This window comes from Pedobacter duraquae, assembly GCF_004362245.1.
Classification (GTDB): domain Bacteria; phylum Bacteroidota; class Bacteroidia; order Sphingobacteriales; family Sphingobacteriaceae; genus Pedobacter; species Pedobacter duraquae.
In genome coordinates, this window is record NZ_SNWM01000002.1 from 1092194 (window position 1) to 1116884 (window position 24691).

General features: G+C 41.8%; 22 protein-coding genes. 6 read left to right on the top strand and 16 right to left on the bottom strand.

Going from position 1 to position 24691, the window contains the following annotated elements; all coding sequences use genetic code 11:
- Nucleotides 1-2: 2 nt before the first annotated feature.
- Together hemC and hemA are read right to left on the bottom strand one after the other, a co-directional pair.
- Nucleotides 3-1583 (bottom strand): hydroxymethylbilane synthase, encoded by a 1581-nt coding sequence (gene hemC, locus CLV32_RS10740; RefSeq protein WP_133555245.1) that lies wholly within the window; start codon nt 1581-1583, stop codon nt 3-5.
- A 169-nt stretch (nt 1584-1752) separates the two neighbouring features.
- Nucleotides 1753-2979, bottom strand: coding sequence for a glutamyl-tRNA reductase (hemA, locus tag CLV32_RS10745; RefSeq protein ID WP_133555247.1), 1227 nt, complete (start codon nt 2977-2979; stop codon nt 1753-1755).
- Nucleotides 2980-3148: 169 nt separating this feature from the next.
- Here hemA and CLV32_RS10750 point away from each other — a divergent pair, with 169 nt between their 5' ends.
- Entirely contained in the window at nt 3149-3982 is an 834-nt protein-coding gene (locus CLV32_RS10750; RefSeq protein ID WP_133555249.1) for an alpha/beta hydrolase family protein, read from the top strand.
- 281 nt (nt 3983-4263) lie between these two features.
- Here the strand turns inward: CLV32_RS10750 and ispG are convergent, their stop codons facing one another.
- From ispG to CLV32_RS10780, 6 genes are read right to left on the bottom strand one after another with little or no spacing between them, the layout of a single operon-like run.
- The gene (gene ispG, locus CLV32_RS10755; protein WP_133555251.1) at nt 4264-6222 is read right to left on the bottom strand and encodes a (E)-4-hydroxy-3-methylbut-2-enyl-diphosphate synthase; all 1959 of its coding nucleotides are present in this window, start codon (nt 6220-6222) and stop codon (nt 4264-4266) included.
- A gap of 18 nt (nt 6223-6240) precedes the next feature.
- Nucleotides 6241-6861, bottom strand: a complete 621-nt coding sequence (locus CLV32_RS10760; protein WP_133555253.1) for an RDD family protein — start codon at nt 6859-6861, stop codon at nt 6241-6243.
- Nucleotides 6862-6869: 8 nt separating this feature from the next.
- Nucleotides 6870-7829 (bottom strand): LiaF transmembrane domain-containing protein, encoded by a 960-nt coding sequence (locus tag CLV32_RS10765; RefSeq protein ID WP_133555255.1) that lies wholly within the window; start codon nt 7827-7829, stop codon nt 6870-6872.
- A gap of 2 nt (nt 7830-7831) precedes the next feature.
- Nucleotides 7832-8446: a PspC domain-containing protein gene (locus tag CLV32_RS10770; RefSeq protein ID WP_133555257.1), complete on the bottom strand. Its 615-nt coding sequence runs from the start codon at nt 8444-8446 to the stop codon at nt 7832-7834.
- A 25-nt stretch (nt 8447-8471) separates the two neighbouring features.
- Nucleotides 8472-9161, bottom strand: coding sequence for an SDR family oxidoreductase (locus CLV32_RS10775; RefSeq protein ID WP_133555259.1), 690 nt, complete (start codon nt 9159-9161; stop codon nt 8472-8474).
- Between the two features lie 53 nt (nt 9162-9214).
- On the bottom strand, nt 9215-9490 hold the full coding sequence (locus CLV32_RS10780; protein ID WP_133555261.1) for a hypothetical protein: 276 nt from the start codon (nt 9488-9490) through the stop codon (nt 9215-9217).
- A 149-nt stretch (nt 9491-9639) separates the two neighbouring features.
- On the opposite strand from CLV32_RS10780, the gene CLV32_RS10785 reads away from it, so the two are divergent.
- The 3 genes from CLV32_RS10785 to CLV32_RS10795 are packed head-to-tail and all read left to right on the top strand — an operon-like array spanning nt 9640 to nt 12029.
- Nucleotides 9640-10374: an MlaE family ABC transporter permease gene (locus CLV32_RS10785; RefSeq protein ID WP_133555263.1), complete on the top strand. Its 735-nt coding sequence runs from the start codon at nt 9640-9642 to the stop codon at nt 10372-10374.
- A complete protein-coding gene (locus CLV32_RS10790; protein WP_133555265.1) occupies nt 10371-11123 on the top strand; it encodes an ABC transporter ATP-binding protein in 753 nt (250 codons plus the stop codon). Before CLV32_RS10785 ends, CLV32_RS10790 begins: the two co-directional genes overlap by 4 nt.
- Nucleotides 11124-11141: 18 nt before the next feature.
- Nucleotides 11142-12029 carry a class I SAM-dependent methyltransferase gene (locus CLV32_RS10795; protein WP_133555267.1) on the top strand — a complete coding sequence of 296 codons (888 nt, stop codon included), beginning with the start codon at nt 11142-11144 and terminating at the stop codon, nt 12027-12029.
- A 36-nt stretch (nt 12030-12065) separates the two neighbouring features.
- Here CLV32_RS10795 and CLV32_RS10800 read toward each other — a convergent pair whose 3' ends face one another.
- From CLV32_RS10800 to CLV32_RS10825, 6 genes are all read right to left on the bottom strand, one after another.
- On the bottom strand, nt 12066-13094 hold the full coding sequence (locus tag CLV32_RS10800; RefSeq protein WP_133555269.1) for a hemin-degrading factor: 1029 nt from the start codon (nt 13092-13094) through the stop codon (nt 12066-12068).
- A gap of 40 nt (nt 13095-13134) precedes the next feature.
- Nucleotides 13135-13917 carry a heme ABC transporter ATP-binding protein gene (locus CLV32_RS10805; protein ID WP_133555271.1) on the bottom strand — a complete coding sequence of 261 codons (783 nt, stop codon included), beginning with the start codon at nt 13915-13917 and terminating at the stop codon, nt 13135-13137.
- The gene (locus tag CLV32_RS10810) at nt 13914-14927 is read right to left on the bottom strand and encodes a FecCD family ABC transporter permease (RefSeq protein WP_133555273.1); all 1014 of its coding nucleotides are present in this window, start codon (nt 14925-14927) and stop codon (nt 13914-13916) included. The genes CLV32_RS10805 and CLV32_RS10810 overlap by 4 nt, the downstream gene beginning before the upstream one ends.
- Nucleotides 14928-15797, bottom strand: coding sequence for a heme/hemin ABC transporter substrate-binding protein (locus CLV32_RS10815; protein WP_133555275.1), 870 nt, complete (start codon nt 15795-15797; stop codon nt 14928-14930). It lies immediately after the preceding gene.
- Between the two features lie 100 nt (nt 15798-15897).
- Nucleotides 15898-16980 (bottom strand): HmuY family protein, encoded by a 1083-nt coding sequence (locus tag CLV32_RS10820; RefSeq protein ID WP_133555277.1) that lies wholly within the window; start codon nt 16978-16980, stop codon nt 15898-15900.
- Nucleotides 16981-17011: 31 nt separating this feature from the next.
- Complete coding sequence (locus CLV32_RS10825; protein ID WP_133555279.1) at nt 17012-19099, bottom strand: TonB-dependent receptor plug domain-containing protein; 2088 nt, start codon at nt 19097-19099, stop codon at nt 17012-17014.
- A gap of 171 nt (nt 19100-19270) precedes the next feature.
- Between CLV32_RS10825 and CLV32_RS10830 the strand changes: the two genes are divergently transcribed.
- Together CLV32_RS10830 and CLV32_RS10835 are read left to right on the top strand one after the other, a co-directional pair.
- The gene (locus CLV32_RS10830; RefSeq protein WP_133555280.1) at nt 19271-20317 is read left to right on the top strand and encodes a hypothetical protein; all 1047 of its coding nucleotides are present in this window, start codon (nt 19271-19273) and stop codon (nt 20315-20317) included.
- A gap of 112 nt (nt 20318-20429) precedes the next feature.
- Nucleotides 20430-21014, top strand: coding sequence for a HupE/UreJ family protein (locus tag CLV32_RS10835; RefSeq protein WP_133555282.1), 585 nt, complete (start codon nt 20430-20432; stop codon nt 21012-21014).
- On the opposite strand, the gene CLV32_RS10840 is transcribed toward CLV32_RS10835, so the two are convergent.
- Nucleotides 21011-23941, bottom strand: a complete 2931-nt coding sequence (locus tag CLV32_RS10840) for a DNA gyrase/topoisomerase IV subunit A (protein WP_133555284.1) — start codon at nt 23939-23941, stop codon at nt 21011-21013. The genes CLV32_RS10835 and CLV32_RS10840 overlap by 4 nt on opposite strands.
- A gap of 102 nt (nt 23942-24043) precedes the next feature.
- Nucleotides 24044-24532 (bottom strand): cytidine deaminase, encoded by a 489-nt coding sequence (locus CLV32_RS10845; RefSeq protein WP_133555286.1) that lies wholly within the window; start codon nt 24530-24532, stop codon nt 24044-24046.
- Nucleotides 24533-24691: the final 159 nt, after the last annotated feature.

Consider the following 24691-nt stretch of genomic DNA (forward strand, 5'->3'; position numbering starts at 1 on the left):
CTTTATTTAATATCAATGCCAAATACGGCCTCTGCCAAACCAATCTCATCGGGAGAAAAAGGTAGCGTAAAGGTCACGCCCATTTCCTCGAATTTCTTCCCTGTTGAATTACCAATGGCAATCACTTTTTGTTCAGGATCCAGGAGGTTCTCCGCGAAATAAGCATCTACATTTGAAGGACTCGTGAAGATAAGTATGTCGGCATAAGTCTTATCTGTATTATCCTCCATCACCGTTTCATAGATCGGAAGATCCACTACTTTCGTTTCCGGAGAAAGCGATTTCTGTATCGTTTGCAAAGAATCCTGCGCTCTTGGAAACAGTACTGTTTCGCCAATAACAAGTGCAGCGAAATCATCAGCAACCTCTTTGATATCTCCACTTTCGCCTACATAATCGGCCAGATGGCCATGTTTACGTAGCGCATCTTCAGATCCCCTTCCTACAACACCAAACTTCACTTTTTTGGATAAAGCTGGTTTCAGTTTAAAGAAGAACTCTACTCCGTTTCTGCTGCTAAAAAATATCCAGTCGATATTTTTGAGGTAAAAAGGGTCCAGGATATTTACAATCGGGAATGTACGAATCAGTGAACGATCTTCAATCTCGATATTATGTTTGTTTAATGCTCTTCGGAAATAATTATTCTCGCCAATTTCTCTCGAGATAAATACTTTAGCAGGCATCTTCCTTTCGGCATTTAGCTTAGCAACGATACGCTCAGCAAGTCCATCCAATTGGTCTACCCTGAAAAACAGGCGATCTGGAAAATCATCAGCATCTTCGGCTTTAGATACCCAAACTTCGTACTGTTCGCCTTCCTTTTTGCAATAGCAGCCTAAAGGCATATGGCATCCACCTTCAAAAAGATTAAGCACTTTACGTTCTACACCGATCTCATCTGCCGTTGGTTGATGATGTAAAGCCTGAAGCAGGTTAAGCAATTCTGTGTTTTGATCTTTGATCTGTATAGCCAGGGCTCCTTGTGCCGGAGCAGGAACAAATTCAGTGGTTTCTAAAACCTCTACATGAAACTCGCTCAGGTCGATCCCCAATCTTTTAACGCCGGCACTGGCCAGCATGATGGCATCATAATTCTCATCACGCAATTTCTGTATCCTCGTAGGCACATTGCCGCGTAAATCTTCAATATTTAAATCTGTACGCAGGGCAAGCAGTTGCGCCTTCCTGCGGTTGGAAGAAGTACCAACCATAGCGCCAGTTTTAAGCGATAGCTTCTGGGTTACGTCAACACAATCTTTCAGAATAAGGAGTAGTTCTGAAGCATCCTCACGCTCAGGAACAGCAGCAATAATCAAACCTTCGGGATGTGTAGTTGGTAAATCTTTGTGCGAATGCACGGCAAGGTCAATTGTTCCGCCAAGGAGCTCCTCTTCCAGCTCTTTCGTGAAAAAGCCTTTTCCTTCAAGCTTATCAAGCCTCAGGTTAAGAATTTTATCGCCCTGCGTTTTGATGATCTTTAATTCAGATTCAACCCCGATTGCTGCGAGTTTGTCCTTGATGTAGTTTGCCTGCCATAAAGCAAGATCACTGCCCCTTGTGCCGATAATGAGTCTTTTCATTCAGATTAGATATGTTTGACCGGAATGTTTGTTGCGTACCTACTTTCCTGTTGGAGAGTTAGCAGATCAACAAATCATTCAGATTGGTTTTGCGCAAATTTAACCTAAAAGATGTAGAGTGTTAAATAATATGCAAATAATGTATTTACACTGACGATAACAAGCTAGCTTAGCTATTGTTGACTAATATTTCTTTGGCCATTACCATAGGCACGCTGATATATTTTTTCTCCATGTAATTCATCACGCGTTCCAGCACTTGTCTGGAGTTCTCATCCATCATGCTGATCTCATCGGCAAAAATACCATTTACTGCAGTATTCTTGATTTCTTTGATTTTCTGAGGAACACTACTCATGGCGATTTCAATTTTACGCTGACGCAACACCTGGTCAAATTCACGGATGTTGTCTTCAATAATCTTTTCAGCATTAACCAGCTCATCGTAACGTTCCTGAATATTTTTGCGGGCAGTTTCTTTAAGAGATTCTACTTCGATAAAATGAATCGGGTAATTTTTAACAACTTCAGGAGCTGTATCATTCGGAATGGCTAAATCAACAATTATCTTTTTGTTGGTTTCACCACTTAATAACTTTTTATAGATCTCTTCTGTAATTACGGGCTCTGTAGCACCGGTACAAGTGATAATCACATCAAAGCCACCTTCAAAATTCTCCAGTTCAGTGAGCGGATATGCCTTACCGTTCAAATCTCTGGCAAGGTCCTCTGCGTTTTCAACAGTCCTGTTAAAGATAGAGAAATTAGAGTATTTATGTTTTTTAAGATACTGAGCAAGGTTTTTATTCGTTTCTCCAGAACCTATGATCAGCAATCTGGAATTAGCACTGATCTTAAGATCACGCAGTTTGCGATAAGCGAGGGAAACAACAGAAACAGGATTCTTTGAAATATTAGTATGTGTATATACTTCTTTAGCGGTTTTCACTACACGGTTCATCACTGTACGCATGTAATCACCTGTAAAGCCAGCAACGCGGCAAGCTTCATAAGCCCTGCGCAGCTGTGCAAGAATTTCCTTCTCACCAACTACTAAACTTTCTAATGAACAAGAAGTTCTGAGGAGGTGATTAAAAGCTTCTACTTGCTCATACACAGAAACATTATCAATAAAGTTCTCCATGTATGCAGCAGGAAGCCCCATATCAAGAACCGTTAAAAACCGTTCTGTAAATTCTCTGTCTACTACTTGTGGCGTAGTGAAAATAAACTCTACCCTATTGCAGGTACCCACATAGAAAATTTCTTTAATATGGAGTTCCGATTGGATATTCTTTAGTCTGTCGTCAAGTGTTTGCTCGCATATAACCAATTTCCCCAAGGATTTAAGGTCAATCTGTTTGTGCGTAAAAGCAATAATCTTTAAGTATTCCAAAGTTGCGTTGGGTATTATTTTTTTGCGTAACAAAAGTAACAACAGGAACCTGTCCCACTGTCATTATGCTGTAATTAAGACTAATTTAGAAAGATTTTAAATTGCTCTATTTTATTGCCTTGCAAACTAAAATTTTGTTTATACTTCGAATAAGCATTTCAAAGAAGGTATGATACAGAAAAAACAATTTATTTTAGCCGGTGTAGCAGGAAAAGTGCTGAATGGCGATGTTATATATGACGATACACATACAATCCTGGCCACAATAATTTTCATACATGGATTCAAAGGTTTCAAAGATTGGGGCGCTCATCACCTTACAGCACAATTTTTTGCTGAAAAAGGCTACCGCTTTATCAAATTCAACCTATCCCACAGCGGCGTAACCTCAGAAAAACCCTCGGAAGTTTCCGACATGGAAGCTTTCGCATCAAATACCCTGAGCTACGAACTGCGTGATGTGGAAACGATAATGGACTATGCGGCCCACACCTTTACCGAACAACCCATTTATCTAATCGGCCACAGTCGCGGTGGAGGAATTGCCATCCTGGAAGCCGCCAAAAACACGCTCGTCAAAAAGGTAGTTACCTGGAGTGCCATAGATAACCTTAGTAGCTTGTGGAAAAAAGAACAGGAAGCAGACTGGCGTGCAACCGGAACCATCTATGTAGAAAATGCCCGTACAAAAGAAAAAATGCCTTTACACAAAAACCTCCTGGAAGACTTCGAAGCGCACCGTGAAGCATATGACATCCTCAAAGCGGCTAAAAATGTAACTATCCCATGGCTTATTCTCCATGGAGATCAGGATGTAAACGTTGATTTTAGCGTGGCTCAGCGATTAGCCCAGGCGCAACCCTCAGCCACCCTACAAAAAATCGAAGGTGCCAATCACGTCTATGGTGCCTCCCATCCCTATACCAGCGATCAGCTACCGCCTCAGCTCCAGGAAGTATGCACCAAAACCCTAACTTTCTTTGGAGCCCCTCTGCAGCAATAACAAACAACTATTCAGGCAACTACTTAACATCTAAAATATCTCGGTAGCTATGTAACGCTCCCTTTAACTATCTCGATCGCTAATTAACCTCTTCTAAAAATATCTCGATCGCTAATTAACCTCTTCTAAAAATATCCCGGTCGCTATGTAACGCTCCCTATAACTATTTCGGTCGCTACGTATCCCCCCTATTCGAAGTGCTTCTGGAAATAATTGATATTGTTTGATGACATACAAATCTTTCCTTCAAAGATTTGAGGAAGAAAACAATATCAATTATTTCACCTCACTTCCGTCCAATTACCATCCTCTTTAATCAACCCAATCAAATCATCCAGCGCAAACTCAGCATTAACATTTTTCTTAACAACCTCCTTACCCCTATAGAGCGTAATCTTTCCCGGCCCTGTACCTACGTAACCGTAATCCGCATCCGCCATCTCTCCCGGTCCATTCACAATACAACCCATAATACCAATTTTAATCCCTTTCAGGTGATCAGTCCTCGAACGAATCAATTGCGTTGTTTCCTGAAGATCAAAAAGCGTGCGTCCGCAACTCGGGCAAGAGATATATTCTGTTTTAGAAATCCGTGTCCTTGTAGCCTGCAGAATACCAAAACTCGCCGAATTAACAAGACCTAGTCCCACTGCAGGGTCTGCATCAATCCAGACACCGTCGCCAAAGCCATCCGTTAATAAAGCACCAAGGTCTGTAGCTGCATAAAGAATCAGGTCATCTGCCGGAATGCCGGGATAAGACCTTTTAAGGATCACTGGAATTTTGATATCTGCATTTAGCATGCGCACAAAGAATCCGCGCTGCTCAGCCATACCATGATCGGCAGAGGTATCCAGCACTAGAATAACATTTCTGTCCAGCGCCTTGATCAGCGCCATATCATCAAATGCAGCATTTACCTGCACAAGATTCAAAACCGGATCTTTATGTGTACTCTGGAGGTAATCATCCAATAAAAATAAAGGATGACAGTTTAACTTATCATTGAGCTGTAACCATGTCGAAGCGTTATATATCTGACGTAAGTTTCCCGGAAAAGAGAACGAAGGCAGGGCGTCACCAAGATAAACAAGGTCTGCAGCCTGATCTCCCATATTGTATTTATCCAATCCTGCCTGATAGGCATACCCGAGGGCAGAAAGGAAATAAGGATCTTTGAGATTTTCGCGGGATACATCATGCATTACCACAGGATGAAAATGCCCGCCTACATGCTGCAAGGGTTCGGTAACCCGTCTGGAGTAGCTATAAGGATTGTAGCCCAGGTCTACCAAAGGTATCTCCGCACTTTGTTCATGACTAGTTTTGCGATTCGAATAACGTGCAGCAAGTGCGCGTGCTACAGGAGCCTCAAATTCGGGATCTTCTGTTAACGATACCCTGATGGTATCCCCAAGGCCATCTTCAAGCAGTGTTCCAATACCAACCGCCGATTTGATCCTGCCATCTTCGCCATCACCAGCCTCCGTAACACCAAGGTGCAAAGGATAGTTCATCCCTTCTTTCACCATCGTGTCTACCAGAAGTCGGTAAGCCTCTACCATTACCTGCGTATTGCTGGCTTTCATAGAGATTACGAGATTATAGTAATTGAGGTCTTCGCACATCCGGATAAACTCCATTGCCGACTCTACCATTCCTCGTGGTGTATCGCCATAATGGCTCATAATCCTATCCGACAGAGACCCATGATTTGTTCCGATACGCATGGCAGTGCCATATTCCTTGCAGATCTTTACCAGTGGAGTAAATTTCTTGTAGATGCGTTCCAGCTCGGCCTGATAAGCCTGCTGCGTATAGTCAATGTTTTCGAATTTCTTTTTATCGGCATAGTTGCCTGGATTAATCCGCACTTTTTCTACAATGCGGGCAGCAGACTCAGCAGCGTTGGGCGTAAAATGGATATCAGCAACCAAAGGAACGTTATATCCACGCATGCGTAGCTGTTTCTTAATCTCGGCAAGGTTTTCTGCTTCCTTTATACTCGGCGCCGTGATCCGTACATATTCACATCCAGACTCGACCATCCTGATGGTCTGCTCAACGGTGCCTATGGTGTCCATAGTATCCGTAGTCGTCATCGATTGAATACGGATTGGGTTCAATCCACCCATAGGGATATCACCTATCTGTACCTCACGTGTTAAAAACCTTGAATACCGGGACAGACTATTACAGTACCCGCCTTTAAGTTCCTGTTGTGCTACTACGTTTTCCATGCAGGGCAAAGATAAAGATTATATTAATCTATCCTTAATAACTAAGGTATTTGCTATGATATCATGCCAGCATTGTTGCTTTCTATTAAGAAAGCTATATAGATAACCGAAAAACAGTGGGAATACCGAGATAATTTTGGCGGCATTTCTACCTAGTGATGTGGGAATATCTATTCTGCTGCCGCCAAGATCAGTAACTTTAATTGCCAACAATCTTTTGCCGAGTGTTGCCTGTGCCGCAGAGGCTTCGGCAAAAACACCGTATACAAATTTAACTACCGGAATCAATGGCAACAGTGCTACAGCGGTAATAATCCGTTGTGTTTTATCTGTCAAAAAAATAAAACTAATCAGGACTACAAAGATATAAAGCAGTGTGATCACGAAGAAGTCAATTGCTGAAGCGAGCAGGCGCTGATCAAAAGAAGCAAAATACTGAGGGGCAGTTTGCTGAAAAGTAAAACCAAGAAGCTCACGCAATTCAGAGAATTCGTGAGCTTCTTTATAGTCAGCCATTCCCGGTTTGCGGATAAAAGTTCCGGGTTTGATGTTTAGTGTAGCAAGTTCTGCAAGTTGGAAAGGCCCTTGAGGCTTGCCGTTGATCACAACGGTATAGTCAGCTTGCTGTAGTGTACTCATTTTAAGATTTAGTAACGTGATACTTCAAAGTTACTCAATCCACCATCCAGGTTAATAAAAATCTTTTTTGTTGAATTTGCGTAATTCGGAGTCTCATAAGTTCCGTTGCTCAACTTGGTGAAACCTGTAAAGTCTCTTGACGACAAACCGGTTTTAGTAACAATCCGACAACCGGATCCCGTAGGGATATTTATCTTCACATCTGCCACACCTGTTTTCACAATAACATCCGTTATCGGCAGCAAGTCACCCATTTTAATATCCAGCGCCGCAGCACCACCATCAAAACGGAAAGTTCTAATTTTATATGGTGATAAGTCGAAGTTCACTTCTCCAGCACCCATATTCATTTTAATTGTCCATTCCGGATGTAAATTCAATTTAAAATCAACGTCATTACCACCATCATTCATGCTCCATTTACCTTTATGGTTTTGCATTTTGAAAGTAAGCGTTTGCGCAGAGTCTGTGCTTTCCTTGCTAAGGGTAAAGTTCCCTCTTTTATTATCAACATTAGCCAAAATCAGACTGTCAGTCGCCCCCTTAAGGCTGAAAGAAGTTCCTCCTCCAGAGATGTTAAGCGCTACGCTCTTAGAACTATCAGCATTAAATGGTTCCGAGAAGCTCAGTCGCTGAGAATTTACACTGTCATCATCGTCGTTGTCATCGAAATCTATGTCGATATCGGATTTCAGATTTTGCCCAAACCATGATCGGTGTTCAGGAGGCTGCTGTCCGCGATAAAACAATACAGATAAAGTGATAACCAGGACAACAATAGAAATGATATTGCCTAATTGCGACTTATTTTTATTGAAAAGGATGTTTACACCAGCAATGATCAGGAAGATCGGCCAGAAGCCCCACACATTTCTCCAGTAAAATTCAATTACGTTAAAGTTTTCCAACAAGAGTACTCCACCTACAAATAGTAGTACGATACCCCACATTATTCTATCTAGTTTCATGGCTATAGTTCTTTTTTGTCCGATTGATCTTTTTCCTGCATATCTTTTTGGATCGTTTCATTTTTCCAGTCTTCAAAGGCATTTTTCCTTTTCGACTTCATGATGAAGCTAACTCCTATGGCTACAAATACAAGCGGCCATAATTTACCCAATCTAAACCAGTAAGGAATAATATCGAACTCGTTCATCAAAAAATACAAACCGATAACGAGTAAAAACAAACCACCTACAGTACGACCGGTATCATTGTTATTCTTTGGATAGGCCTTGAAATCCTGCGGAGCAGCACTCCAGGTCTGACCAGTATTAAACGGCTGCTCAGTAGTTTTTTCTGATTGGTCAGGCTGTGAGTACGCATTCGGGCCATTGAAGGTTGAAGGGTTCTGTCCTTTAAAATAATCGTTAAATTTAGAAAAACGTGCTGCCGGATCGTTATTAACAGGTACCACAATCCACATCACTAAATAAACCAATATCCCCGTACCAAAAAGAAAAATTGTCGATAACACAAACAGGAGTCTGATAATGGTAACATCCACCTGCATATAGTCTGCAATTCCTGATGAAACACCTGCGACAACTTTGTCGAATTCGTTTCTTAATAATCTCTTGTCCATAACAATATCTCCTATATTAATTGTCTTAAAAATGTATCGGCTTAATGATCACTTCATCAACGTTAGCACCGGCGCTTAATCCCAGAATGTGGAACAAGGTTGATGCAATATCTTGTGGTTGTACAAACTTATCTTCCGGAATTGTTGTGCCTTCCCAAGAAGATGTTAATGTTGAACCTGGCAAAATTGCCGTCACCTTAACGTTGTATTTTGCTAATTCCTGCCTCAATACATTATTAAGACTGAGCAACGCCGATTTAGTTACACTATAACTGCCTGCATTTTCTACAACTTCTTTGCTCGCTATAGAGCAGACGTTAAAAATATGCCCTGAGCGTCTGGAAATCATAGATTTACCAACATATTTGGAAAGATAATATGCACAGTTGAGGTTCAGATTTTGTTGTAATTCAAAGGCTTCATCGGATTCATCAAAGATGCTTGCCGGAAGAAATATTCCTGCATTGTTTACCAGCACATCTATTTCTGTTAGTGCGGCAGTGGCAAAGGCACAAAAAGTGTATACTTCGGATTTTATGCTGCAGTCTGCGGCCATGGCAAACACCTTGACTCCGGTAGATTCCAGTTCGGCAGAAAAAGCTGTCAGTTCAGCCTGGTTCCTGGCACAGATTGCCAGATTGTATCCTTCTTGAGCGAGTTTAATGGCAATAGCTCTTCCAATACCCTTGGTAGCGCCTGTTATAATAGCGTTCATGCTGATAAAATTTAGATCAGCAAAGTAAATGTAAATTTAAAAGATTGCAACGGCTATTCGCTAGTCTCAATAGCTTCGCCAATCTGAGCAACAATTTTTTTCTCAAGTACAAGTCGTGGTGCATCAGAGTCTGCTTTGTGTTCATACATTGGAAAGATGCCCGGACTAACCTCATCCATAGAAAGTGCTTCCCAGCCATTTTCAGCCATCGTAATTTCGCCTACAAGCATACCGTGATAGATAACTTTATACGTACCTGCCTCCTCGGGCTGCAGTGTTAATGCCAGCTCCTGACCAGATACACTGATAATGATGTTAAATGAGTCCATAGCAAGTTAACAGTAAAGAGGTCGGAATGTTTGTCTATTCCTTGCTTCAATTAGGCAGTTAAACCGATCTTTTTCAGGAATTCCGAAACCCTAAGCAAATTTTATTGTTACTTTGTAGTATTATTGCATGTACCCCATAACTTTTATAGATGAATTTCACAAATTTTGGCAAGTATATCCTTCTGCTGAAGGCCGTATTCAGAAAGCCGGAAAAGTTTAAGATATATTTAAAAGCCATTTTTCAACAGATGGACTTTATTGGAGTCGGTTCTCTAGGATTGATCTCTATCATATCTACCTTTATCGGTGCGGTAATGACCCTTCAGATTGCCTTTCAGTTGGTAAGTGATTTCATTCCAAAAACTATTATCGGTTCTGTAACCCGCGACTCCAGTATCCTTGAGCTTAGCCCAACAATCAGCGCTATTGTACTTGCAGGAAAAATCGGCTCTGCTATTTCTTCCGAAATAGGCACTATGCGCGTAACAGAACAAATCGATGCCCTCGAGATTATGGGAATCAATTCGCCGGGCTACCTGATCCTGCCAAAAATCATTGCTGGTATAACTATGGTTCCACTGCTTGTTATCATCGCAATGGTATTGAGTATTACAGGTGGTTTTATTGGTGGTACTTTATCAGGTGCTATCTCTGCTGCGGGTTATATACAAGGCATCACTACTGATTTTAATCCATATACGATTACTGTCGCACTCGTTAAGGCTTTTGTTTTCGGCTTCATCATTACTTCAGTCCCGGCTTACGAAGGGTTTTATGTTAAAGGCGGTGCACTTGAAGTTGCGCAGGCAAGTACCAGGGCAGTAGTAGTAAGCTGTATCACTATCCTCGCCTGCGATTACATTGTAACCCAATTATTATTATGATCGAGATTAAAGACATTTATAAATCATTCGGACAGAATGAAGTATTAAAGGGTATCTCGGGCAAATTTGAAGCTGGGGTAACTAATCTGATTATCGGTGGTTCAGGTTCTGGAAAAACAACACTACTGAAGTGTATGATCGGACTGCATACTCCTGAACATGGAAGTGTAGAATACGATGGTAGGGAATTTACAAAAATGAGTTTCGAGGAGCGCATAGAGATCCGTAAAGAAATCGGCATGCTGTTTCAGGGATCCGCCCTATTTGATTCCATGACCGTTGAAGAAAACATCATGTTCCCACTAAATATGTTTACCGAACAGGCACGCTCAGAAAAACTCGACCGTGTAAACTTCTGTCTGGAACGCGTAAACCTTGAGGGCAAGAATAAGTTGTTCCCGGCAGAGTTATCTGGGGGAATGAAAAAACGGGTAGGTATTGCCCGTGCAATTGCAATGAACCCAAAATATCTTTTTTGCGATGAACCCAACTCCGGTTTGGATCCCAAAACATCGATCGTAATCGATGAGCTGATCAAAGAGATCACCGAAGAATATAATACGACCACTATCGTAGTTACGCACGATATGAACTCTGTAATGGGGATCGGAGATTATATCATGTTTTTACATGAAGGCAAGAAATTCTGGGAAGGTTCAAATAAAGAGATTGCCCATACAGATATTGCCGAACTTAACGATTTTGTTTTCGCCAGCCGCTTTATGAAAGCCGCCAAGAAGAACTTTTAATTTAATAACAATAAGAATATGATAAGCCTGCTGAGTCCCACACATTGGAAAGACTATGAGTTGATTGATTGTGGAGATTTTGAAAAACTTGAACGTTTCGGAAACCTGGTATTGTCCAGGCCAGAACCTCAGGCCGTTTGGAAAAAAACGCTCTCTGAACAAGATTGGAAAAAAAGAACCCATATCAGATTCAGAAGTCGCTCTGCCACCTCTGGCGAATGGGTTAAGTCTGCTTCGCAGATCCCTGACCGCTGGAATGTCAACTATACAAATGACGAAGTAAGCATCAACCTGCGCCTTGGCCTCACCTCTTTTAAACATGTAGGCGTGTTTCCTGAGCAGGCAGTTAACTGGGACTATATTTCATCATGTGTTAAAAAGATGAAAACCAAGCAGCCTAAAGTGTTAAATCTTTTTGCGTATACCGGTGCTGCTTCATTAATTGCCAAAGCTGCGGGGGCGGATACTACACACGTAGACTCTATAAAGCAGGTAGTAAACTGGGCCAATGAGAATCAGGAGCTTTCTAAACTTCAGGATATACGCTGGGTTGTTGAAGATGCCCTGAAATTTGTAAAACGAGAATTAAAACGCGGAAAAAAATATAACGGTATTATCCTGGATCCTCCTGCTTTTGGTCACGGCCCTAATGGAGAGAAATGGAAATTGGAAGATCACATTCAGGAAATGATGCAGGAAGTTGTACAACTCCTGGACCCTGAAGAACATTTTCTAATCCTTAACACCTATTCCTTAGGTTTCTCCTCAGTAATTGTGGAAAACCTTATCAAAACATCTTTTCCAGCAGTTCAAAATCTGGAAACAGGTGAGCTTTTTCTACAGGCAACCTCGGGTATTAAGCTCCCACTCGGTGTCTTCGGTAAATTCAACACCTTCAAATCCTAAAAAAAGAGCTGGACATTTATCCAGCTCTTTTTTTATTTATGCGATAACTGCCAATTCGTTGGCAACCATCCTCCATTGTTCGTTTTCAGGAATTCCAGGTTTTCTTTTACCAAACAGTTGAGTGATGATGCTACCTTCAGCATCAAAAACTTCTATGCTGGTAACAACACCATCTTCAGTTGGCTTTTTCACTAACCATACAGAAGCGATTCCGTCCATGCGGAGGTGCAGGTTAAACTCGGGATCAAGCACATTGAACCATGGTCCTGTCTCAAGCAATTTCTGAATCAATCCCGTGTGAATCTGGATACATCCGGCACTCCCAACAAAAACCATAATCTCCATGTTTGTTTCAGACGCCTTAGTCATAATTGCTTTAAGCGAATCTACCGTGATTTCTACAGCGTGACCGGCCGGAGCTAAACGCAGACCTTGTTTACGCGATACGTCAAACTTGCGCAACAACCCGTGAAAGGCATGCGTATCTTTTAAGTTCAGCCACGCTTCCTGAAAACCAGCAACATCAATTTCCGAATCAGCCTTTTCGGGAGCAGCATCAGGAGCAGGTACAATTTCCAGCGCAGCAGATTGATCCTCAGCCCTAAATGCACTTAACAACGCATCATATTCGGCAACATTACTTTGTTCTGTAAGATATATTTTATGAACCGCAGCACCATCCTTACCGAAAAACTGGAGACTCTTGCGCCCTTGTTCATTTACTGCAAAAGCAGATTTCCACTGACTCATAAATAATCGCAGGTCGATATCCGGATTCACCGCTAAGCCCATAGCCCCCATAAATGAAAGGTTGTGATATACCCCCTTACGTTCATGTACACAGTGGTCATTACGTGTAAGTGCCATCACATGACCTAAAGCTTCAACGCCTTTTAATATATCTGGAAAGCTATCCGTTAGTCTGGTTACAGTATCATTGACAGAAGTAGCCAGCAATTCTGCTTCTGTAGTGTCCAGCTGTTTCGCAGCATCCCTGATTCTTACTTTGGGATTTTCAGTTTTGAAGGTTTCCCACTGACTTTTTAATTCTGCAATTTTTTCCATTTTCTATAATTTTAATAAGTTAATTCTATTGATCGGCTTGTTAGGCTACGCTACTTGCCGGTATAACAAGGGGACAGCTAAAACCTTCGCAGGCCATTAATTTTACTTTGATTCCAAAAGTTTCATGAATATTTTCACAGTTGATCACTTCCAACGGACTTCCCATAGTTATTTTCTGGCCATCCTTAAGCATAAGAATGTTATCCGCAAAGCGCGAGGCAAAATTGATATCATGCAGGATGCAAATTACACAATAGCCCCTGTCAGCGAAGTTCCTCGCCAACTCCATGATCTGTTGCTGGTATCGTAGATCCAGTCCCGTAGTAGGCTCATCCAAAAACAAACAGGCACCCGGTTGATCATAGATCTGTGCAATCACCCTCGCCAGTTGCACGCGCTGTTGTTCTCCACCAGACAAGGTATTGTAATCGCGGTTTGTAAGATGCGTAATGCCTACTTCTTCCATCACTCTTTTTACGATATCAATATCTGCGGGCAAAGGCTGATGGTCAAAATGCGGATACCTTCCCATCATGACCAGTTCATGTACCAGGAAGGAAATTGAGATGGTATTGTGTTGAGAAAGGACGGCTCGTGCTTTTGCCAGTTCTTTCAGCGTATACTGTCTCAGGTTGATGCCATCGATACGAATCTCTCCGTCTGATGGATTCAACTCACGACATAGCAGTTTCATAAGCGTACTCTTCCCGGCACCATTGGCACCAAGGACGGCAAGCAACTCCCCGGGCTTAGCCTCGAAGCTGAGCCTGTTCAGAAGTTGCTTTTTACCAACAAAAAAATCAAGGTCTTTAACTACGATCATAACAAGTTTCTTTTATTACGTTCAGATATAATGATATATATAAATACAGGTGTACCTATCATCGCCGTTAAAATACCAATTGGCAGCTCTGCCGGGGCAACCAACGTTCTGGCAATTAGGTCGGCCACAGTAAGTAACGCAGCACCCAGCAACGCTGACCCTGGAATAACCAGGCGGTGATCCGCAGTAAACAGCATCCGAAGGATATGCGGAATAATTAAGCCGATAAAACCGATCATTCCTGCCACAGCAACAGACGCGCCAACAGCAATTGTAGACAAGATAATAATTAAGCGCCTAACAACCACAACATTTATCCCCATATGCAGGGCCTGAGATTCTCCAAGTGCTATGGCATTCAAAGATTTAGATAAGAACGGAAGACCTACTACCGGTATCAATACGAAAGGCAATAGCCAGGTTACCGTATTCCAACTGGCCCCGCCAAGACTTCCTAAACTCCAGAAAGTGATGCTGCGCAACTGTTCATCCGTAGCAACATAAGTGAGTAAGCCTGTAAAAGAACCTGCAAGCGCATTAATAGCAATCCCCGAAAGTAACAAGGTCGTAATCACGGTCTTCCCTTTGGATCTCGACAACCTGTACACCAACATAGCGGTAATGCAAGCTCCCGCAAATGCAGCGATAGATAGTGCGTAAAAACCAAATGTCCCGGTAAGCATTTTAAATACTTTGATCTCAAGCACAATCATCATCACCGCAAACAATGTTGCTCCAGACGAAATGCCAATCAACCCCGGCTCCGCAAGTGGATTACGAAAAAGTCCTTGAATTGCTGCACCGGAAATACCCAGAGCAGCACCAATGAGCAGTCCCAATGCCACCCGAGGTAACCTTATGGAATACAGCACAGCTTCCTGTTGTGGTTGAAGTTTCCCCGAAAACAATTCAGCAAAGGTAATTTTAACCGCACCTATACAAGCAGATAATACCGTAGCAGCAATCATCAACACTGTCAGTGCGACTAAAATTAATCCAATTTTCTTCATCTATTTGATTTTCTGAGCTAACTCTTGAATAGCTTTTCCAAGTCTGGGACCGAAACTGCTCAGCAGCTCCCCATCCATCTCAATAATTTTATTGTTGCGCCCGGCATTTGTTTGTTTAATACCCTGTACACTCATCAGTCCGGCAGGACCGCCAAGACTTTGCAGACCACTTGAAAATAAAAGAATCACGTCCGGATTAGCCTGAACCAATGCCTCAGCAGTTAATGGTTTATAATCAGCAAAATCAGTAACAGCATTTTGGCCACCAGCCAATATAATCGCCTGCTCCACCTGAGTACCTGTTCCACCAACCATCATTGTACCCGTCCCACGGGCGTAGATAAATAAAACTTTAGGTTTTTTCACAGCGCTATCCGCTTGCTTAACTTGCGCAAGATCAGCATCCAGGATTTTAACTAACGAGTCACCCCTTGAAGTCTGCTTTAAACTGTCGGCCACCGCATGAATTAGATTTTTTGCTCCAGCGATAGAAAACTCCTGATCTAGTAGGATTAACTTAATGCCAGCGGCTTTAAATTGTTCAACCAAAGCTGGAGACACTTCTTTTTTTATACCTATTACCAGGTTAGGTTTCAAAGCCAATACACCTTCGGCATTGATATTTCTGTTATGCCCGATTTTCGCTTTTTTCTTAAGCGACTCAGGATAATTACTCGTTACATCTGTTCCAACGATATTTTTCTCAAGGCCTATACCTGCAATTATTTCACTGACTGCGCCATTTAGCGACACAATCTTAGTGCTGTCGGCCAGTTGCTGGTCTGCAGCCTTTTCTTGTTTACCAGTACACGAGAACAGGAAAACTACTCCCAGTGTCAAAACGATGAGATTTCTAAATTTATTCGACATATCTATTTATTTTATAACGCTTTACCTAAATCATAAATTACAAACAAAAAGGGAAGTTCTGGAATATCCAGAAATCCCTTTCCTCACAAACTAACCAAGTCTATGCTTTTTTAACCAGTTTATATTCAATAACCGGTTTACCGCGAACTCCGCCATCCGAAGCGATGAAACTCACAAATTTCAATTTGTATACATTACCTGCAGGATCTTTTACCAGATAGAAGCGATCTGTTTTTACTGCAGCACTCGTAGCCGGTGAGGTAACTCTCCAGTTACTACCTACGGCATCTCTTTTACCTGAGAACGTTATTCCTGTTAAATTACTTTCAGTAAAATCGGCATATTTAACAGTAGAATTTGCGTCTGTACCAGAAAAACGAACTTCAGCAGCAGTTACGCCATTCACAAAGTTGATCAATACAAAATCGGAGAATGTGTAAGGAATAGTGGCGCTTGCCTTATAGGTAGTGAAACCCCATTCAATATCCCAGTCTGCTTTAGCGGGTTCTGCATCAACAGTACCTTTTACAAACGACACATACTTAAAGTTAAAGGCTGCATCTTTCGTAACTGTTAAAGTTTTGAAAGTTGTTTCGGTGATTTTTGCGTACTGTAATGTATAGCCCGCACCAGCACGAATTACACGGATTTTTTGCCAGCCTCTGTTTTCAGTAAGACCACCAGCACCACGGTTAATAATATATACTTTGTTATCAGCATCTGTTGCCGAAACTTGTTTAATTACTGTACCTGAAAGATATGCGCTAAGTTCGCTCTCCACAGGGTCAATAGTAGCAAACCCACCGGCGCCCTGGCCAATAGCAAGATCACCATTAATTGCCAAAGCCGTTGTATCAGCAGCGGTTACCTGGTTAAGGTCAGTCTTGTTCAGTTGTATCGCTGTTGCACCTACAGCATGGTTGATAATTACACGGAAATCACTACCCGAATAAAATCCAAGATCCCAAGAATTTCTAGCGATGCCGGTTTGTTTATCTGTGCTAAAGTCCACGAATACACTATTGCCTGCACTCGCTCCAGCTTCCGCACCAATTAGTCCGTTTAACGTGAGGCTGCTTCCTTCCGAAGGAGGAATAACAATAGTTGGCTCATCATCTTTCTGGCATGCCGTAAAACAAGCTGCGATACATAGTAGGCCGATAATTTTGGAGAATTTGTTCATGTTTTTAAGTGTTATTATTTAATTGAATTATTTAAGGTTTGGATAAATTAAAACTGAGACCGAGCACATACGACCTTCCATAAGTGATTGGAACTGGGCCCCCGCCACTACCATGTGGCGATCCCGTAGCTACCGCGGTATTATTAATCGTGGTTAAATCAAAGAGATTCTTGACACCGGCATTCAGGTTTAATGAATTACGAACTTTTTTGGTAATCATCAGGTCAGCCATGCTGAAACCGGCGGTTCTGGTGAGTCGCAGTACTTCCACTGTATTCTCTGTAGCTACTTCATATATCGGTTTCTTCCCGGTATACTTGTAAGCAAGATTAATCGTCGTACCGATTTTGGGAAATGTGTATGTGAGATTTGTGTTTAATTCAGGCGACCACACTAGCGCTGGCGACTCGCCATAGGTACTCGCAGATTCAGAGTAGTTGTTATAAACGCCTACAAGGGAAAATCCCAGTGAACCTTCAAAATTCCCTGCGCTAAGCGTGTTTTCGAACGTACCACCCGTCGTCCTATATTTTGCGATATTAATCAATGTAGTGATCGATTTATCACCACTATACAGACCGAACTCAATCCTGTTTCTGAAATTGTTATAGAACCCGCTTAACGTGCTGCGAAAGTTTACCGCTGAAGTTGTAGCATTTGCCCAGGTAAGAGAGGCTGTATAACTATTGGATTGTTCGGCCTTCAAATCTGGATTTCCCATAATGGAATGACTGGCATCAAAAAAGTCGTAGTACAGCTCACGCAATGCAGGTGAACGGAATCCGCTGGCGTAGCCGGCGCGTAGATCCAGTTTCTCCGTCAATTTTAATTTCGCATTTAGAGAGGGGATTACTGGCGGAGCATCATACACTGAGTTATGAATGAATCTTAATCCAGGTCTTACCGTCAAATCTGTCAGCAACTTCAGTTCTGAGGATATAAAAAATGCATAGTCATTAATAGAAGGCGATCCAGAAATACGTGCACCGCTCGAACCATCCATATTGATCTCAACACCCGGTTGGAAAGAAATATTATCAGATAATTTATATTGTGCAGTACCCCTTACTGATGTAGCGTTGAATTTGGAAATATCCTGCTGTCCGGCACCTGCAGACAAGGTTACTTCGCCCGTTGCGTAGTTATGCTCCTTCGTAATTGTAGAGCGTTTCAAATTCGAATTAGCTACAGATCCATTAAACAGTAATCTGTCGCTGAAAATATAACTTCCCTGTACTTGTTGTGTATACCGTTTAGTGACATATTGTTGCGTAACGCCTTTATAGTTGTTTGGATTATAACCTAATCTGGTGTCGATATCTTCATCAACGTAATCTAACCTATACCATAAATTAAGCTTATCATTTGTGTAACCCAGTTTCGTGTTGGCCAGCCATTGCGATTTGGGTTTCCACCGATTACCCACTGCATCAATTTCTGCTGCTGTAGAAGTGAGAGACGGAATTTGAAAACCGCTAAAGTCGTTATGTGTTGCACCAACCAAGGCTGAGAATCCCTTCTTTTGCCAGCCCGCACCGATATGCTGAATATGCAGTCCATCTCCGTTCAAAGGACCGTAATTGCTTCCAACCGTCTCTTCTTGAACCCGCGCATTGATATTATAATTTTCTTTACCCGGCTTCTTCGTAATAATGTTAATAACTCCCGCAAGGGCATCCGTTCCATAGGATACTGACAGGGGGCCTTCAACGATCTCTATCCGCTCGACCGTATTGATATCGATCTGATTTAAACTTTCGCGGGTATCGCTACGGTCAATCATCGGAACGCCATCCAATAAAATCTTAACATTTCTCCCCGACATCCCCATCAGTTGAACATCACTCGTTCCCAAAGTCAAGTCGTTCGAAAAACGAAATCCAAGTTCAGTGCTTAACACCTGCTGAATGTTAGTTGCGGCACGTAATCTGATTTTCTCACCGTTAATTACTCTGGTGCGATAAACTGAATTCTTTAAAGATTGCGGTTGGTATTCAGCGGTTACCACCACCTCGTCCAGTTGATTGACTTTTTTTCCTTTAGTTACATTAGTTTTTTCCTGAGCACTTATAGTACCTACAACGAAACATAAAGTAAATAACAGTAAATATATCTTCATTAATATTCTTTATTTAGACTTGATTCAAATAGAACTGCAAGTATACTGACTTATTTAGAACTATTACAAATAATCCTGAAAAGAATTTATTGGTCATCAATAAATCAGTTTTTTTATCCCCCGGAAGATTGGTATACTTGTACCACAAAGAATTTACCTCTATTAAAAACTATGAAAATACCTCAACTCGCAGGAACCCTCTTAATTGGGCTGGCATCTGTCACACTTTTTGCAAACTGCAGCTCTGACGCAAAAAAGCCTGGTGCTCAAGTAAAAAGCACTGGAGATTCTACAGTTTCTGACACCACTGAGCAGGTCGGAATGGACCGTACACCAGTAGATACGGCGAAATACAACCTGCTGATCAAAAAACTCGCAAATGGCGATACTACAGGCAAATGGCCGGTAAAAAAACAACCCTATCCGTTGGCAGGTGCTATCCTTCCATTCAAACGTGTGGTTGTATATTATGGAAACCTCCACTCAAAAAAGATGGGCGCATTGGGAGAATATGCACCAAAAGAAATGTGGAGCCGCCTGAATGCTGAAGTTAAGCGTTGGGAAAAAGCAGATCCATCTACGCCAGTACAGGCAGGTGTACATTATATAGCAGCTGTAGCTAGTGGTACGCCCGGCAAGGATGGTAAGTACATCAACAGGATGGGCGATAAACAAATTGATTCGGTAATGAAAATTGCTAAAATGCATAACGGTATTGTGTTCCTGGATATTCAGGTTGCCTTAAGTAATATCAAAGCAGAACTTCCCCGCATAGAAAAATACCTGATGCTACCGAATGTACACCTCGGTATTGACCCTGAGTTCAGCATGAAGGGTGGCGATAAACCAGGTAAGAAGATTGGTACCTATGACGCAGAAGACATTAACTATTGCTCACAATATCTGGCCAACCTGGTTAAGAAATATAACCTGCCTCCAAAAATATTTACCGTACACCGTTTTACTAAAAAAATGGTTACCAACTACCAAAACATCAAATTAAGACCTGAAGTTCAGATCGTAATGCACATGGACGGATGGGGTGAACCAGACTTGAAGTTAGGCACTTACCGTTACTTCATTCAAAACGAACCAGTTCAGTTTACAGGCTTCAAGTTGTTTTACAAAAATGACCTTAAGAAAGCTCCCAATCGTTTAATGACTCCAGAGGAACTGCTAAAACTAAGACCAATTCCGATTTATATCCAATACCAATAAAGTAATTTAGGCGGTCAGTTAAACTGACCGCCTTTTTTGTACCTGCGACATTTGCAATGCAACAAATTAAATGCTTTTTTGGAATCTCTTGACAAATTCCCCATTTTGCGCCATGCAGGATTTCTCTTTGTACTTCCAGTTAGGCTGGCAACATATTTTAGATTGGAAGGGCTATGACCACATACTTTTTGTTATGGTTCTTTGTGGAACTTATGCCATTCAGGACTGGAGGAAAGTATTGATCCTCGTAACAGCATTTACCGTTGGCCATAGCATTACCTTAGCTTTGAGTGTACTCTCTATCATCAAAGTAAATACACCACTCGTAGAATTTCTCATAGCTGTAACCATCCTGGCCACTGCCATGGCAAACATCTTAATTCCCATAACCAAACAAAAAGGTGTTTCTTTAAAATACGTGCTAGCGCTATTTTTCGGCCTCATACATGGCATGGGCTTTTCAAATTATTTAAAAAGTTTGCTTGGTAAAAGCAGCAACATCGTCGCAGAGCTTTTTGCATTTAATGTAGGCCTGGAGTTTGGTCAGGTGCTGATTGTACTGGGCATTCTTATCTTATCCTTTATTTTTATCAGTATTATTAAGGTTAAGAAGCGCGACTGGAACCTGTTTCTTTCTTCAGCGATTTTCGGAATTGCTTTTATTATGGCCGCAGAAAGAATTTCTGCAGCCTTTTAGAATAAGCCCAATTGACCGGTATCATCGATGTCCAGATCGTCCGGATTAGTAATCTCTAAATCTATTTTCTTTACCGGTTTGGCTGGTTTTGCAGATGATGTCCATGCCCTTTTAGCCGGCGGTGTTTCTGTTGCTTGATCCGGAGGAGCCTGATCAGATTCTTTAGCCATTGATTTTGGTGGTGTTGTTACAGGCATGTCTGCTTTTGTCGGCTCGGCTGCAACTACCGGCTCTGTAGAATCAGCCACTGTTGTTTCAGGCAAATCATCAATTTCTTCCGTTTCAGTGCCTTCATCAAGTTCAGTCGCAACATCAGCTACTGCTTCTGACTGCTCTACCTCCACGCCCGGCTCTGCTCCTTCAACTTCTTCTTCATTTGAAGCTCTGACAGCGGCTGCTGCTGCCGCCGCTTCGATTACCAGTTCCTCCTCTTCCGCTTCACTTAAGGTCATATTTTTAAGGTCATGCTGGGTAAGCCTGTTACCAATAGCTTTGAGCCCCTTTACATCAATAAACTCCGAAAGTACAACATCAAGGGTTTCTGGAATCTGTGTTTTTCCTTTTAAAACATCAATCGTAAGCTTTGCCGCTGGATTGCTGGTAATGTATATTAATTTTGAACCTGGTTCTTCACTGATAAAACCTTGTTTTTTACCTACTGCAATACTCTCAAATACAAATCGTTTTACAAATTGGTTTTTCGCTTTCCCTTCATATTGCACTACTGAAAATGCTTTTTCCGGATCATATTTTTGAATAATCAGTAAGTCAGCATCAAAGTGATTACTCAATTCAAACGTGCTTAACTCGTACCAGCCCTCTTTATGTACCTGGAGGATCTTATCATCTCCGTCAAATTCACCAAGGTATTTTCCTCTGCCATCCACATTTAATCTCCTCAACAGGTCATCATACCATATTTTGAGACCAGACAATGTTGAAACGCCTTTGCTCTTCAACAGAATCTTTTTTATAGGATATTTAGAGACAATATTTCCCTGAGAGGCACGCCCTTTAATCGCTATCTCAGCAAAGTCTACATCAAATTGCAATTTCTTTAGCTTGGTATGCGGCTTTAGCTGCACAGTGATAATTTCGGCCTCTCCGTTTGGATTCGCTGTAAAATATAAGATCTTCGATCCCTTTGTGCCCTTAGTCAGGTCATAGTCTTTATCGCGCGTTACACCCATTACAGCAAAACGCTTGATATAGGAAACCCCTGATCCACCATCTTTATAGATCAGGTTATATATAGTGCGTTCGTCGTTCTTCTTGAATACCGCAGCATGTATTATTCCTTTTCCAACAAATGTTTTGTCTGCAACCTTCGTGATTACGCACTTACCGTCCTCTCTGAAAACTATAATCTCGTCCAGATCAGAACAGTCTGCTACAAACTCATCTTTACGCAATCCGGTACCAATAAAACCATCTTCGCGGTTCAGGTATAGCTTAACATTGGCCAACGCAACTTTAGAAGCTTCCACCCGATCAAACAAGCGAATTTCAGTTTTACGTTCCCTACCCTTGGCGTACCGGTCTTTCAATCGCTGAAACCAGGCAATTGTATAATCGGTGAGGTGACGTAAATGATTCTTAACAACCTTGATCTCATCAGCAAGCGCCTTCATCTGATCATCGGCCTTCTTCACGTCAAACCTCGTGATACTACTCATCGGTTTATCGATCAGTTTCTTAAAATCTTCCGGTAAGATCTCCCGGTATAACTGTGGTTTGAAAGGATCGAACAAACCGTTCAATACCACTACTACGGCATCGAAGTTGCTTGAGTTTTCGTAATCAGGATGCTTATACATCCCCTCCTGAATAAAAATCTTCAATAACGAACTAAAGAAGATTTTCTCCAGCAACTCATGCAACTTAATTTCTAATTCCTGCTTCAGCAAACTTTTGGTTTGCATCGTATTTTCGGTAAGGATATCATTAACACTCAAAAACTGAGGTTTATCATCCTTAATGATACAGGTATTGGGCGAAATAGAAACTTCGCAGGAAGTAAATGCGTAAAGCGCATCGATGGTAACATCAGGAGAAATACCCGGTGCCAGCTGGATCACGATCTCTACATGCGCAGCTGTGTTATCTTCAATTTTCTTAATCTTGATCTTCCCCTTTTCATTTGCTGAAAGGATGCTATCAATTACAGAACCCGTTGTCGTACTAAAGGGGATCTCGGTTATTACTAGTGTCTTTTTATCTTTCTCCGTAATTTTTGCACGGACACGGATCTTACCACCACGCATACCCTCATTGTACGCAGAAAAATCTGCCATACCACCGGTAAAGAAATCGGGTAAAATGTTTGGTCTGGTTCCCCGCAGCACTTCGATTGAAGCATCCAGTAACTCCACAAAATTGTGCGGCATCACCTTGGTCGCTAAACCAACGGCAATACCCTCTGCCCCCTGGGCCAGTAACAAAGGAAATTTAACCGGTAAGGTTAAGGGTTCATTATTCCTACCGTCGTAGCTTAATTGCCAAACCGTAGTATCTGAGTTAAACACAACTTCATTGGCAAACTTCGATAAGCGCGCCTCAATATATCTCGGCGCCGCAGCGCTGTCTCCCGTCACCGGATCACCCCAGTTCCCCTGACAATCGATCAAGAGATCTTTTTGTCCGATCTGAACCATGGCATCGCCAATAGAAGCATCACCATGTGGGTGATATTTCATGGTATTTCCGATAACATTTGCCGCCTTATTAAAACGCCCGTCGTCCATCTCCTTCAGGGAATGCAGGATCCTCCGCTGAACAGGTTTTAACCCATCGTGAATATGCGGAACGGCACGGTCCAGAATTACATAAGAAGCATAATCGAGAAACCAGTTTTCGTAGAGTCCATTAATTGGAATTACGGTATGCTTATTCTCTTCGTTTATGTTTTCTTCTAGTTCTTCGCTCATTAAAATGATGTTGGATGCTGTAAATATAAGGGTTACGATGAAATTTTAAGAACAGAATTTTTGAACAGTTCTTAACATTCCTGCTGTACAGCACTAAAAATATTAGCCAACCAGCCTATCTTCAAGAAAAGCAAAAGGCAACAGGCTTTTTATACCTTTCACTTTCAGTGCTTCCCCACCGATACAATAAAATATAACGTCGATTTCTGTATTCTGACGCTGCTCAAACTCCGACATTACCTGCAAGCAGGCTCCACAAGGTGTTACAGGTTTCTTGATCTCGAAATTATCCGTTTGTGCAGTTATTGCCATCGCTTTAATTACGGCACCCGGACGCAGAGCACCAATTGCAAAGAGCGCTACACGCTCCGCGCAAAGCCCCGAAGGATAGGCCACGTTCTCTTGATTACTTCCCAATATCACTTCCCCGTCCGCAAGTAGTATTGCCGTCCCTACCCTAAACTTCGAATAAGGCGAATAAGAAGTCTGTAAAGCTTCCTCGGCTTTTAAACATAAATCAATATCCGCAGGATCAAGCTCATTAAGCGCTTGGAAATGCTGATAGTTTATGGTAAACTTTAATTCATTCATAAAATAAACATACAATTTTTTTAGTGAAAGCAAAAAACGTGCGCGTTTAAGATAATGTACCCTAGTTTAAACAAAATGGGTTCTCAATTGTAATAGTAAGCAAGGGATAAATGCTCCTGTGGCATGATTTTAGTTAATTTTTAGGAAACAGTACAAATC

Bases quoted from the DNA above. Each gene is read 5' to 3' on its own strand.
- ispG (WP_133555251.1), bottom strand. From the start codon at position 6,222: ATGGAAAACGTAGTAGCACAACAGGAACTTAAAGGCGGGTACTGTAAT.
- hemC (WP_133555245.1), bottom strand. From the start codon at position 1,583: ATGAAAAGACTCATTATCGGCACAAGGGGCAGTGATCTTGCTTTATGG.
- CLV32_RS10760 (WP_133555253.1), bottom strand. From the start codon at position 6,861: ATGAGTACACTACAGCAAGCTGACTATACCGTTGTGATCAACGGCAAG.
- CLV32_RS10825 (WP_133555279.1), bottom strand. From the start codon at position 19,099: ATGAAGATATATTTACTGTTATTTACTTTATGTTTCGTTGTAGGTACT.
- CLV32_RS10795 (WP_133555267.1), top strand. From the start codon at position 11,142: ATGATAAGCCTGCTGAGTCCCACACATTGGAAAGACTATGAGTTGATT.
- CLV32_RS10785 (WP_133555263.1), top strand. From the start codon at position 9,640: ATGAATTTCACAAATTTTGGCAAGTATATCCTTCTGCTGAAGGCCGTA.
- CLV32_RS10835 (WP_133555282.1), top strand. From the start codon at position 20,430: ATGCAGGATTTCTCTTTGTACTTCCAGTTAGGCTGGCAACATATTTTA.
- CLV32_RS10810 (WP_133555273.1), bottom strand. From the start codon at position 14,927: ATGAAGAAAATTGGATTAATTTTAGTCGCACTGACAGTGTTGATGATT.
- CLV32_RS10770 (WP_133555257.1), bottom strand. From the start codon at position 8,446: ATGGACAAGAGATTATTAAGAAACGAATTCGACAAAGTTGTCGCAGGT.
- CLV32_RS10750 (WP_133555249.1), top strand. From the start codon at position 3,149: ATGATACAGAAAAAACAATTTATTTTAGCCGGTGTAGCAGGAAAAGTG.
- CLV32_RS10775 (WP_133555259.1), bottom strand. From the start codon at position 9,161: ATGAACGCTATTATAACAGGCGCTACCAAGGGTATTGGAAGAGCTATT.
- CLV32_RS10800 (WP_133555269.1), bottom strand. From the start codon at position 13,094: ATGGAAAAAATTGCAGAATTAAAAAGTCAGTGGGAAACCTTCAAAACT.
- CLV32_RS10840 (WP_133555284.1), bottom strand. From the start codon at position 23,941: ATGAGCGAAGAACTAGAAGAAAACATAAACGAAGAGAATAAGCATACC.
- CLV32_RS10805 (WP_133555271.1), bottom strand. From the start codon at position 13,917: ATGATCGTAGTTAAAGACCTTGATTTTTTTGTTGGTAAAAAGCAACTT.
- CLV32_RS10820 (WP_133555277.1), bottom strand. From the start codon at position 16,980: ATGAACAAATTCTCCAAAATTATCGGCCTACTATGTATCGCAGCTTGT.
- CLV32_RS10815 (WP_133555275.1), bottom strand. From the start codon at position 15,797: ATGTCGAATAAATTTAGAAATCTCATCGTTTTGACACTGGGAGTAGTT.
- CLV32_RS10790 (WP_133555265.1), top strand. From the start codon at position 10,371: ATGATCGAGATTAAAGACATTTATAAATCATTCGGACAGAATGAAGTA.
- CLV32_RS10780 (WP_133555261.1), bottom strand. From the start codon at position 9,490: ATGGACTCATTTAACATCATTATCAGTGTATCTGGTCAGGAGCTGGCA.
- CLV32_RS10765 (WP_133555255.1), bottom strand. From the start codon at position 7,829: ATGAAACTAGATAGAATAATGTGGGGTATCGTACTACTATTTGTAGGT.
- CLV32_RS10830 (WP_133555280.1), top strand. From the start codon at position 19,271: ATGAAAATACCTCAACTCGCAGGAACCCTCTTAATTGGGCTGGCATCT.
- CLV32_RS10845 (WP_133555286.1), bottom strand. From the start codon at position 24,532: ATGAATGAATTAAAGTTTACCATAAACTATCAGCATTTCCAAGCGCTT.